Origin of the sequence: Pseudomonas sp. Z003-0.4C(8344-21), assembly GCF_900104975.1 — a bacterium.
GTDB lineage: Bacteria > Pseudomonadota > Gammaproteobacteria > Pseudomonadales > Pseudomonadaceae > Aquipseudomonas > Aquipseudomonas granadensis.
In genome coordinates this window covers 1,563,242-1,574,891 of sequence record NZ_LT629756.1, presented here as the reverse complement: position 1 = coordinate 1,574,891, position 11,650 = coordinate 1,563,242, and the positions used below count along the sequence as shown (strand labels likewise).

The 11,650-nt window shown below is 59.5% G+C and carries 12 protein-coding genes; 7 read left to right on the top strand and 5 right to left on the bottom strand.

What is annotated here, in order from left to right; all coding sequences use genetic code 11:
- Positions 1–40: 40 nt before the first annotated feature.
- Positions 41–259, top strand: a complete 219-nt coding sequence (locus BLU24_RS07340; RefSeq protein ID WP_090285863.1) for a bacterioferritin-associated ferredoxin — start codon at positions 41–43, stop codon at positions 257–259.
- Positions 260–459: 200 nt separating this feature from the next.
- Entirely contained in the window at positions 460–933 is a 474-nt protein-coding gene (gene bfr, locus BLU24_RS07335) for a bacterioferritin (RefSeq protein ID WP_039758367.1), read from the top strand.
- 177 nt (positions 934–1,110) lie between these two features.
- Here bfr and grxD read toward each other — a convergent pair whose 3' ends face one another.
- The 3 genes from grxD to BLU24_RS07320 form a co-directional block, all read right to left on the bottom strand.
- The gene (grxD, locus tag BLU24_RS07330; protein WP_093098775.1) at positions 1,111–1,452 is read right to left on the bottom strand and encodes a Grx4 family monothiol glutaredoxin; all 342 of its coding nucleotides are present in this window, start codon (positions 1,450–1,452) and stop codon (positions 1,111–1,113) included.
- Positions 1,453–1,551: 99 nt separating this feature from the next.
- Positions 1,552–3,657 (bottom strand): molybdopterin oxidoreductase family protein, encoded by a 2,106-nt coding sequence (locus BLU24_RS07325; protein WP_093098772.1) that lies wholly within the window; start codon positions 3,655–3,657, stop codon positions 1,552–1,554.
- 135 nt (positions 3,658–3,792) lie between these two features.
- Positions 3,793–4,083: a hypothetical protein gene (locus BLU24_RS07320; protein WP_090285872.1), complete on the bottom strand. Its 291-nt coding sequence runs from the start codon at positions 4,081–4,083 to the stop codon at positions 3,793–3,795.
- A 404-nt stretch (positions 4,084–4,487) separates the two neighbouring features.
- Here BLU24_RS07320 and argF point away from each other — a divergent pair, with 404 nt between their 5' ends.
- Both argF and BLU24_RS07310 read left to right on the top strand, forming a co-directional pair.
- A complete protein-coding gene (gene argF / locus BLU24_RS07315) occupies positions 4,488–5,408 on the top strand; it encodes an ornithine carbamoyltransferase (protein ID WP_093098769.1) in 921 nt (306 codons plus the stop codon).
- Positions 5,405–6,514, top strand: coding sequence for an ABC transporter ATP-binding protein (locus BLU24_RS07310; protein ID WP_093098766.1), 1,110 nt, complete (start codon positions 5,405–5,407; stop codon positions 6,512–6,514). The genes argF and BLU24_RS07310 overlap by 4 nt, the downstream gene beginning before the upstream one ends.
- A gap of 112 nt (positions 6,515–6,626) precedes the next feature.
- Here the strand turns inward: BLU24_RS07310 and BLU24_RS07305 are convergent, their stop codons facing one another.
- Positions 6,627–7,409, bottom strand: coding sequence for a PhzF family phenazine biosynthesis protein (locus tag BLU24_RS07305; RefSeq protein ID WP_093098763.1), 783 nt, complete (start codon positions 7,407–7,409; stop codon positions 6,627–6,629).
- Between the two features lie 98 nt (positions 7,410–7,507).
- Entirely contained in the window at positions 7,508–7,978 is a 471-nt protein-coding gene (gene ybaK / locus BLU24_RS07300; RefSeq protein ID WP_093098760.1) for a Cys-tRNA(Pro) deacylase, read from the bottom strand.
- Between the two features lie 351 nt (positions 7,979–8,329).
- Here ybaK and BLU24_RS07295 point away from each other — a divergent pair, with 351 nt between their 5' ends.
- The 3 genes from BLU24_RS07295 to BLU24_RS07285 all read left to right on the top strand — a co-directional run bounded on the left by BLU24_RS07295 (position 8,330) and on the right by BLU24_RS07285 (position 11,612).
- The gene (locus BLU24_RS07295) at positions 8,330–9,181 is read left to right on the top strand and encodes an MIP/aquaporin family protein (protein ID WP_093098757.1); all 852 of its coding nucleotides are present in this window, start codon (positions 8,330–8,332) and stop codon (positions 9,179–9,181) included.
- 77 nt (positions 9,182–9,258) lie between these two features.
- Complete coding sequence (glpK, locus tag BLU24_RS07290) at positions 9,259–10,761, top strand: glycerol kinase GlpK (protein WP_090285887.1); 1,503 nt, start codon at positions 9,259–9,261, stop codon at positions 10,759–10,761.
- 95 nt (positions 10,762–10,856) lie between these two features.
- The gene (locus BLU24_RS07285; RefSeq protein WP_007963957.1) at positions 10,857–11,612 is read left to right on the top strand and encodes a DeoR/GlpR family transcriptional regulator; all 756 of its coding nucleotides are present in this window, start codon (positions 10,857–10,859) and stop codon (positions 11,610–11,612) included.
- Positions 11,613–11,650 lie beyond the last annotated feature (38 nt).

Sequence of the window (11,650 nt, the reverse complement as noted above, 5' to 3'; positions counted from 1 at the left end):
TCCATCGCAATTGAGTCACAACCAGCGACGGTTCTTACTTATGTATGTTTGCCTCTGCACTGGCGTCACCGACGGACAGATCCGCGAAGCGATCTATGAAGGTTGCTGCAGCTACAAGGAAGTTCGCCAGGCGACCGGCGTCGCCAGCCAGTGCGGCAAATGTGCGTGCCTGGCCAAGGAAGTGGTTCGCGAAACCCTGACCAAGCTGCAAACCGCTCAGGCCTCGATTCCTTATCCTGCAGAATTTACTGCCGCCTGATCAGCCCAATTTCAAGGAACCGGACTTATGTCCGGTTTTTTTATGCCTGAAAATCAATCGCTTAGCGTCAAGACGCGGAACACAAACATTCTTATTCCGATTAATTTTCATATATTATTCAATAACTTAGGTTTGACACTTATAAGTGTGAAGCTCAAACTCCGCCTTATATACCGCGATTACAGGGCAGGACTCCGATCATGAAAGGCGACATTACCGTCATCCAGCATCTCAACAAGATCCTCGCCAATGAGCTGGTCGCGATCAATCAGTACTTTCTGCATGCGCGCATGTACGAAGATTGGGGTCTGAACAAGCTCGGCAAGCACGAATACAAAGAATCCATCGATGAGATGAAACACGCGGACAAGCTGATCAAGCGCATCCTGTTCCTCGAAGGCCTGCCGAACGTACAGGACCTGGGCAAGCTGCACATCGGCGAGCACACCCGCGAAATGCTCGAGTGCGATCTGCGTATCGAGAAGACCGGCCACGCCGACCTGAAGGCTGCCATCGCCCATTGCGAAACCGTTGCCGACTTTGGCAGCCGTGAACTGCTCGAAGACATTCTCGAGTCCGAAGAAGAACACATCGACTGGCTGGAAACCCAGCTGGGCCTGATCGACAAGATCGGTCTGGAAAACTATCTGCAGTCGCAGATGGGCGAAGAGTAAGTCAGCGCCCGCTGAACGCCAGACACGAAAAAGCCCCGCCCTCTGTTGAGGTGCGGGGCTTTTTATTGCCTGTCGCGTTGGAGGAGTGAGCCTGCTCGCGATGGCGCTGGATCAGTCAATATTTTAATCAACTGACAGAACGCTATCGCGAGCAGGCTCACTCCTGCAGAAAAGCGCTTAGGCTTCGGACTTGTTCGCCGCAGCGGCTTCGACAGCCGACTTGATGGTGGTCTGCAGCGAACCGTCAGCGGCCATCTCGGTCATGATGTCGCTGCCGCCGATCAGCTCACCGCCGACCCACAGTTGCGGGAAAGTCGGCCAGTTGGCGTACTTCGGCAGGTTGGCGCGGATTTCCGGGTTCTGCAGGATGTCCACGTACGCAAACTTTTCGCCACAGGCCATGACAGCCTGCGCAGCTTTTGCGGAGAAGCCGCACTGCGGGGCATTCGGCGAGCCTTTCATGTAAAGCAGAATGGTGTTGTTGGCAATCTGCTCTTTAATCGTTTCGATGATATCCATGGAGCACCTCGGCTGAACTTTCCGACTCATGGGTCGGCACGGTGGCGCATTGTAACGGAATCCCGAGCGCGCTGCTCGGTCTCCCCGACAGACACATGCTCAAGCCGCCACCACCGTCACCGGCACACCATTGAGCGCGGCGTTCCCCGACAACTCGTCGAGCTGGCATTCATCGGTCAGGTCGTTGGCACTCGAGCCCGGCTGACCGCTGGCAATTGCCATTTGCACGCCCGGTCGCGCATGGCCCCAACCGTGCGGCAGGCTGACCACCCCTTGCATCATGTCGTCGCTGCCGAGCACCTCCACTTCGATCTGCCCGACCCGCGAACTGACGCGTACTCGCTGGCCGTCACTGAGGCCTCGACTGGCGAGATCGGCCGGATGCATCAACAACTGATGACGCGGCTTGCCTTTCACCAGACGATGGTAGTTGTGCATCCACGAATTGTTACTGCGCACATGGCGGCGGCCGATCATCAGCAGTTGATCGATGGCGGGCGCCTGCAATGCGGCGAAGCGTTGAAGATCGGCGAGTATTTCCGCCGGTGCGGCCTGTATGCGCTGATCAGGGGTTTTCAGGCGTGCAGCCAGATTCGGCTTCAGCGCGCCCAGGTCAATCCCGTGCGGATGATCGAACAGTGTTGCCAACGACAGTTTGTGTTCGGACGCGTCGCCATAAAGGCCCATGCGCAGGCCCATGTCGATCATCTTCGACGGCGGCATGGTCGGTTTCAGTTCTTTGCCGGTCTGCGCCGCAAACGCCTTGGCGAGGCCGACGAAGATTTCCCAGTCATGCAGCGCACCTTCAGGTTTGGCGAGGATTGCGCGATTGAAGCGACTGACATTGCGCACCGCAAACAGATTGAACGTGGTGTCGTAGTGATCGTTTTCCAGTGCCGAGGTCGATGGCAGGATCAGGTCGGCGTAGCGCGTGGTTTCGTTGATGTACAGGTCGATGCTGAGCATGAACTCCAGCCCGTCCAGCGCCTGCTCCAGTTGCCGCCCGTTCGGTGTCGACAGCACCGGATTGCCGGCCACGGTGATCAATGCGCGGATCTGTCCTTCGCCTTCGGTGAGCATTTCTTCGGCCAGCGCTGAAACCGGCAACTCGCCACCGTACTCGGGACGGCCCGAAACGCGACTCTGCCATTTGTTGAAATGCCCGCCCGAGGTCGAGGCCACCAGGTCAACAGCAGGTTCGGTGCACAACGCACCGCCGGCCCGGTCAAGGTTGCCGGTGACCAGATTGATCAACTGCACGAGCCAATGACACAGCGTGCCGAACGCCTGGGTCGAAACGCCCATGCGTCCGTAGCACACCGCACTTGGCGCAGCGGCGAAATCGCGCGCCAGTTGGCGGATCTGCTCGGCCGGAACGGCACACAACGGGCTCATCGCCTGCGCTGTGAACGTTGCCACCGCGGCGCGCACCTCGTCGAGACCATCGACCGGCAGATGGCTGTCGCGAGTCAAACCCTCGCTGAACAGGGTATTCAGCACGCCAAACAACAGCGCAGCATCGCCGCCCGGACGCACGAACAGATGCTGATCCGCCATCGCCGCCGTTTCGCTGCGACGCGGATCGACCACCACCACTTTGCCGCCGCGCGCCTGAATCGCTTTGAGACGCTTCTCGACATCCGGGACGGTCATGATGCTGCCATTGGAAGCCAGCGGATTACCGCCGAGGATCAACATGAAATCGGTATGATCGATGTCCGGAATCGGCAGTAGCAAGCCGTGGCCGTACATCAGGTAACTGCTGAGGTGATGGGGCAACTGGTCAACCGACGTCGCCGAGTAGCGATTACGGGTTTTCAGCAAGCCGAGAAAGTAGTTGCTGTGGGTCATCAGCCCATAATTATGTACGCTCGGGTTGCCCTGATAGACCGCCACGGCGTTTTGCCCATGACGCTCCTGAATCGCCGCCAGCTTCGATGCCACCAACGCAAACGCTTCATCCCAGCCGATCGGCAGCCACTCGCTACCCACCCGCTGCATCGGTTGGCGCAAGCGATCCGGGTCGTTCTGGATATCTTGCAGCGCCACCGCTTTAGGACAGATGTGGCCGCGACTGAAGGTATCGAGGGCATCGCCCTTGATCGAAGTGATTGCGACATGGCCATCGGTTTCAGTGGTCTCGATGGTCAGGCCACAGATGGCCTCACACAGGTGGCAGGCACGGTGATGGAGAGTCTTGGTCATGGCCAGTCTCTGTCTTGTTCGGGGCGGGCGATTGCGCCCGCGGGAACAAAACTATGGCCCCGCCAACACCATGGCGCCAGCGACGTTCGTCTTGTGAATCGGGGCTTATCAGGCGAGCCGATACCGCTGCAGCCGTCAGTTCGACGGCAACTGGGGTGGCGGCGCCAGCTGAATTTCCTGAATGGTTTCGATCTGCTCGTGAGCGACGTGCACGCCGGTCAGTTCGCCAATCAGGCGCCAATGCTCGTCGAGCCCGGCGCTGATAGTGGCCATGCGGTCAATCATATGCCGACCGGCCGTCTTCACCACTTCGTCTTCACTGCGCAGCAGTTCAAACGACATCGAGGTGACCGACGCGGTAAGGTGGGTCAAGGAGCGAGCCGTGTGGCCCAGCAGTTCCATTAACAGTTGTTCTTTCGATTCCATGCGGAGGCTTCCTGCGTCGCTCGAATGTTATTTATAACCCAGCACTTTGCTTTAGCAAATGTTTCAGCCCGGACATCCGACCAAGAGAATCCGCCGCGACCCCGCCTCAAACCGACCAAAGCCACGCCGTGTGCGGCGCGGCGCATTGCCAAGCGCGGCGGGGCCAGTGTACAAAGAGGCTCGCTGCCACCCTGAAGCCGGCTTCAAATGCGCGATTGCAATTGGCGGCGCGCCCTTCGATTCCCTTGTAAACCGTAGCCTATTGGCGTAACGCGACATTTAATGTCAATATCGCGCCTTCCCCTATTCCGTCGCCCCGTGCGGCTTACGCCGCAGGTCTCGCCCGTTGTTCCGTTAAACAAGGCTTTGAGCATCTGCGGTTGGTAGCAAAAAGGTAGTCAATGATGAGCGCAAGGCACTTTCTCTCCCTGATGGATTGCACGCCCGAAGAGCTGGTCAGCGTGATCCGTCGAGGCGTTGAGCTCAAGGACCTGCGTAAGCGCGGCGTACTGTTCGAGCCTCTGAAAAACCGCGTGCTGGGCATGATTTTCGAAAAGTCCTCGACCCGCACCCGCATCTCTTTCGAGGCCGGGATGATCCAGCTCGGTGGTCAGGCGATCTTCCTCTCGCCGCGTGACACCCAACTGGGCCGTGGCGAGCCGATCGGCGACTGTGCCATCGTCATGTCGAGCATGCTCGATGCGGTGATGATCCGCACCTTCGCCCACAGCACCCTGACCGAATTCGCCGCCAACTCGCGCGTGCCGGTGATCAACGGCCTGTCCGACGATCTGCACCCGTGCCAGTTGCTGGCGGACATGCAAACCTTCCTCGAACATCGCGGCTCGATTCAGGGCAAGACCGTGGCGTGGATCGGCGATGGCAACAACATGTGCAACAGCTATATAGAAGCGGCGATCCAGTTCGACTTCCAGTTGCGTGTTGCCTGCCCGCAAGGCTATGAGCCGAACCCCGAGTTCGTCGCCCGTGCCGGTGACCGTGTCACTATCGTCCGTGATCCGCAGGATGCCGTGCGTGGCGCGCATCTGGTGAGCACCGATGTCTGGACTTCGATGGGTCAGGAAGAGGAAACTGCCAAGCGCCTCAAGCTGTTCGCGCCGTTTCAGGTCAACCGTGCCCTGCTCGACCTCGCCGCCGAGGACGTGCTGTTCATGCATTGCCTGCCGGCGCACCGCGGCGAAGAAATCAGTCTCGACCTGCTTGATGATCCGCGCTCCGTCGCCTGGGATCAGGCAGAAAACCGTCTCCACGCACAGAAGGCCCTGCTCGAGTTCCTCGTCGAACCGGCATATCACCACGCATGAGTCATGAATTACTGCTGAACCTGCGCAACCTCGCTTGCGGCTATCAAGATCAACGTGTGGTGCAGAATCTCAATCTGCACCTCAACGCCGGTGACATCGGTTGCCTGCTCGGCTCGTCCGGCTGCGGCAAGACCACCACGCTGCGCGCCATCGCCGGTTTCGAGCCGGTGCATGAAGGCGAAATCACCCTCGGTGGCGAAACCCTGTCCAGCGCCGGGTTCACCCTGGCACCGGAGAAGCGCCGGATCGGCATGGTGTTCCAGGATTACGCGCTGTTTCCGCACCTGAGCGTGGCCGACAACATCGCCTTCGGCATTCGCAAGCACCCGAACAAGGAGCGCGTCACCGAAGAGCTGCTGGAACTGGTCAACCTGAAGAACCTCGGCAAGCGTTTCCCGCACGAATTGTCCGGCGGTCAGCAACAGCGTGTCGCCCTCGCCCGCGCCCTGGCGCCAGAGCCGCAATTGCTGCTGCTCGATGAGCCGTTTTCCAACCTTGATGGCGAACTGCGGCGCAAGCTCAGCCATGAGGTGCGCGATATTCTCAAGGCACGTGGCACCAGCGCGATTCTGGTGACCCACGATCAGGAAGAAGCCTTCGCCGTCAGCGATCACGTCGGCGTGTTCAAGGAGGGTCGGCTGGAACAATGGGACACGCCGTACAACCTCTACCACGAGCCGGCGACGCCTTATGTGGCCAGTTTCATCGGTCAGGGTTATTTCATTCGCGGGCAGCTCGCCAGCCCGGAGTCGGTGCAGACCGAACTCGGTGAACTGCGCGGCAACCGTGCTTATACCTGGCCAATTGGCGGAGCGGTGGATGTGCTGCTGCGTCCGGACGACATTGTCTATGCGCCGGACAGCGCATTGAAGGCGCGGATTGTCGGCAAGACGTTCCTCGGTGCTTCGACGCTGTATCGCTTGCAGTTACCGACCGGTGCGCAGCTGGAATCGATTTTCCCCAGCCATGCGGATCATCAGGTCGGTGCGGATGTGGGGATTCGGGTAGTGGCCGAGCATCTGGTGCTGTTCCAGGCATCCGGCAGCACGGCGGCGCAGATTCCGGCAGTAGAAAACGGCGTGCGCCGGCATAGCACAGCCCTCTGATCTGATTCGCTCCCTGTAGGAGTTAGCCTGCTCGCGATAGCGGTATGTCAGCAAAAATGCGTTGGCTGATAGACCGCTATCGCGAGCAGGCTCACTCCTACATAGACCGGGGTTAGTTGAGAAACAGGGTGCCGCTTGCCACCAACGTCGCATTGCCGCCGATCTTCACCCGCTCACCTTCCAGTCGACAAAACAACTCCCCGCCTCGCGCCGAGCGCTGGCAGGCGGTCAGGCTCGATTTTCCCAGTCGTTTCGACCAATACGGAATCAGGCTGCAGTGGGTCGATCCGGTGACCGGATCTTCATTGATGCCAATCGCAGGGGCGAAATAACGTGAGACGAAATCATGCTGGTTGCCGCGAGCGGTAACGATCGCGCCCAGCCACGGCAGCTTCGCCAGCGCCGCCATGTCCGGCGTGCAATCAAGCACCGCCTGCTCCGACTCCAGTACCACAAACAGTTCGTTGGAGCCGAGCACATCAACCGCTTCGACACCCAAGGCGCGCTGCACATCCAGTGTCACGCCGATCTCTGTCGGCACAATCGTCGGGAAGTCCAGCCACAACCGATCATCTTCACGACTGACACTCAGCGGCCCGGATTTGCAGATGAAGTCGATACGCTCAGCGGTTTCACCGTAGATCTCGAACAACACATAAGCGCTGGCCAGTGTCGCGTGCCCGCACAGTGGCACTTCGGTGGTCGGGGTGAACCAGCGGATATGCCAGGCCTGGCCTTCGCGCACCAGGAACGCGGTTTCCGCCAGATTGTGCTCGGCGGCGATCTTCTGCATCAACTCGTCAGCGAGCCACGCATCGAGCCGATAAACCATGGCCGGATTGCCACTGAACGGCCGGTCACTGAACGCGTCGACCTGATGAAACGCAAGCTGCATAACCTTCTCCTTAAGTCAGTCGGCACAGCATGCTACTGCGCGGCGGGCGGTGCCAGTGACAGAACCCGCGATATTCTTTCATACAGTGCCGAGGCAGTTCAGGGTCGGCCGATGTCAGCGAATTTCGCCTGAGTGTGTTCGGCAAGCACTGCCGGCGCCAACTCGACTTCCAGTCCTCGGCGCCCGGCGCTGACATAAATGGTGGCGAAGCCTTGCGCCGAGTTATCGATGAACGTGCGCAGGCGCTTCTTCTGTCCCAGCGGACTGATGCCGCCCAACAGATAACCGGTGGAGCGCTGCGCCGCTGCCGGGTCAGCCATTTCGACTTTCTTCACCCCCGACGCATGCGCCAAGCCTTTGAGATCAAGGCTTCCGACGACCGGCACTACCGCCACCAGCAATTCGCCTTTTTCGCTCGCCGCCAGCAGCGTCTTGAACACCTGCGCCGGCTCAAGCGCCAGCTTCTCTGCAGCTTCGAGCCCGTACGAAGCGGCTTTGGGGTCATGTTCGTAACTGTGCACGCGATGTTCGGCACGAACTTTTTTTAACAAGTCCAACGCAGGGGTCATGGCAGCTCCGGGCTCGGCAGTGACGGGAAAAACCTGCGCCGGATTCTAGGCGATCACGGTGCAAAAGGCTCTAGTGCACGCCACGATTCCCGGGACCTGCAGCGATTCCAGGCCAACCAGACGGCACCTTCGACGAGGGATCATTCACGCTACGAATAGTTTTATTGTGACTGACAGTTCACTTTCGACCTTTGACAGGTTTGTTTCTTGTCTATATTTTTTCGAAACTGAATAATGTAAGAATTATCGATATTGCAGTACCCGGGGACGGAATGGGGATTCCTGACCGGCGGATATCGCGCCTTGCCCTGTTGGCAACGCGCCAGACAACAACAAAAACCGAGGTATTCAATGACCACTGCTTTACCGCAACCATCGCTTTGGGGCCAATGCCTGGCCGAATTTCTCGGCACCGCCCTGCTGATATTTTTTGGCACCGGTTGTGTTGCCGCGCTCAAAGTCGCGGGCGCCAGCTTCGGCCTGTGGGAAATCAGCATCATCTGGGGCGTCGGCGTGAGCATGGCGATCTACCTGACGGCCGGGGTTTCCGGCGCGCATTTGAACCCCGCCGTAAGCATCGCTCTGGCGGTTTTCGCCGATTTCGAAAAGCGCAAACTGCCGTTCTACATTCTTTCGCAGATCGCCGGCGCCTTCTGTGGCGCGCTGCTGGTCTACACGCTGTACAGCAATCTGTTCTTCGATTTCGAACAAACTCACCAAATGGTTCGTGGCTCGGCAGCCAGCCTCGAACTGGCCTCGGTGTTCTCGACGTTCCCAAATCCGGCGCTGTCGACCGCTCAGGCGTTTCTGGTCGAGATGATCATCACCGCGATCCTGATGGGCGTGATCATGGCCCTGACCGACGACAACAACGGCCTGCCGCGCGGCCCGATGGCGCCGCTGCTGATCGGCTTGCTGATCGCCGTGATCGGCAGCTCGATGGGCCCGCTGACCGGTTTTGCGATGAACCCGGCGCGAGATTTCGGTCCCAAACTGATGACTTTCTTCACTGGCTGGGGTGAAATTTCCTTCACTGGCGGCCGTGACATTCCGTATTTCCTGATTCCGATTTTTGCACCGATTGTCGGTGCCTGCCTCGGCGCTGCCGGGTACCGCGGGCTCATCGCCCGCCACCTGACCGGCGCCACACCTGCTACAAAGGATGCAGAACCGGCCATTGACGGCAAACCCAGAACGTCCTGAAACAGTCGGCGCCGGCTCCTGCCCCCCCGAGCCTGCGCCACGGCCCACTCTCCCTTATTTCGTCCAAGGCAATCGACATGACCGACATTCAGAACAAGAACTACATCATTGCCCTCGATCAGGGTACGACCAGTTCGCGCGCGATCATTTTCGACCGCGATGCGAACGTGGTTTGCACCGCGCAGCGCGAGTTCGTCCAGCACTACCCGCAGGCCGGTTGGGTCGAGCATGATCCGATGGAAATCTTCGCCACCCAGAGTGCGGTGATGGTCGAAGCGCTGGCCCAGGCGGGCCTGCATCACGATCAGGTGGCCGCCATCGGCATCACCAACCAGCGTGAAACCACTGTTGTGTGGGACAAGACCACCGGCCGCCCGGTGTACAACGCCATTGTCTGGCAGTGCCGCCGCAGTACCGAAATCTGTCAGCAACTCAAGCGTGATGGTCATGAAGACTACATCCGCGACACCACCGGTCTGGTCACCGACCCGTACTTCTCCGGCACCAAGCTGAAGTGGATTCTCGACAACGTCGAAGGCAGCCGCGAGCGTGCGCGCAACGGCGAGCTGCTGTTCGGTACCGTCGATAGCTGGCTGATCTGGAAGTTCACCGGTGGCAAGGTGCACGTCACCGACTACACCAACGCCTCACGCACCATGCTCTTCAACATCCATTCGCTGGAATGGGATTCGAAGATGCTGGAAATTCTCGACATCCCGCGCGAAATGCTCCCGGAAGTCAAAGCCTCTTCGGAAATCTACGGTCGCACCAAGAGCGGTATCGCCATCGGCGGCATCGCCGGCGACCAACAAGCGGCACTGTTCGGTCAGATGTGCGTCGAGCCGGGTCAGGCGAAAAACACCTACGGCACCGGCTGCTTCCTGCTGATGAACACCGGCGACAAAGCGGTGAAATCGCAGCACGGCATGCTCACCACCATCGCTTGCGGCCCACGCGGTGAAGTGGCCTACGCACTGGAAGGCGCGGTGTTCAACGGCGGTTCGACCGTGCAGTGGCTGCGTGACGAACTGAAAATCGTCAACGACGCCCACGACACCGAGTACTTCGCCAACAAGGTCAAGGACAGCAATGGCGTCTATCTGGTACCGGCCTTCACCGGTCTCGGCGCGCCATACTGGGACCCGTATGCCCGCGGCGCACTGTTCGGCCTGACCCGCGGCGTGCGTGTGGATCACATTATCCGCGCCGCGCTGGAATCGATCGCCTACCAGACCCGCGATGTGCTCGACGCCATGCAGCAGGACTCCGGCGAACGCCTCAAGGCGTTGCGTGTGGACGGCGGCGCAGTGGCGAACAACTTCCTCATGCAGTTCCAGGCCGACATCCTCGGCACCCAGGTCGAGCGCCCGCAAATGCGCGAAACCACCGCCCTCGGCGCGGCGTATCTGGCGGGTCTGGCGTGCGGTTTCTGGGGCAGCCTGGACGAATTGCGCGGCAAAGCGGTGATCGAGCGCGAGTTCGAACCGAGCCTGGACGAAGCCGCGAAAGAGAAACTGTACAAAGGCTGGAAAAAAGCCGTCAGCCGCACCCGTGACTGGGCGCGCGAGGACGCTGAATAAGCCAAGGTTCAGTTACAGACAGGCATCAAACTGGTAGGGAGCGGATTCCTGCGGCATCATGAGCAAATTTTGCTTGGCAGCCCAAAGGAAGCCCCATGAATCTGCCTCCCCGTCAGCAGCAAATCCTCGAGCTGGTCCGCGAACGCGGCTATGTGAGCATCGAGGAAATGGCCACGCTGTTCGTTGTTACCCCGCAAACCATTCGCCGCGATATCAATCAGCTCGCGGAAGCCAATCTGTTGCGTCGCTATCATGGCGGCGCGGCTTATGATTCCAGCGTCGAAAACACCGCCTATGCGATGCGCGCCGATCAGATGCGCGATGAAAAACAACGCATCGGCGAAGCCATCGCCGCGCAGATCCCCGATCACGCCTCGTTGTTCATCAACATCGGCACCACCACCGAATCGATTGCCCGCGCCCTGCTCAATCACAGCCATTTGAAAATCATCACCAACAACCTCAACGTCGCGTCGATGCTCAGCGCCAAGGATGATTTCGACGTGCTGTTGACCGGCGGCAATGTGCGGCGCGACGGGGGTGTGGTCGGTCAGGCAAGCGTGGATTTCATCAATCAGTTCAAGGTCGATTTCGCCTTGGTCGGGATCAGCGGCATCGACGAGGATGGCAGCCTGCTCGACTTCGATTATCAGGAAGTCCGTGTATCGCAGGCGATCATTGCCAATGCGCGCCAGGTGATTCTGGCGGCAGACTCGAGCAAGTTCGGGCGCAATGCGATGATCCGGCTGGGGCCGATCAGCCTGATCGACTGTCTGGTGACCGATCAGCAACCGGTGCCGGCATTGGCGCAGCTGCTGAGTCAGCACAAGATTCGCCTGGAAGTCGTTTAACCTCTCGTTTCCACGCTCTGCGTGGGAACGATCTGCAT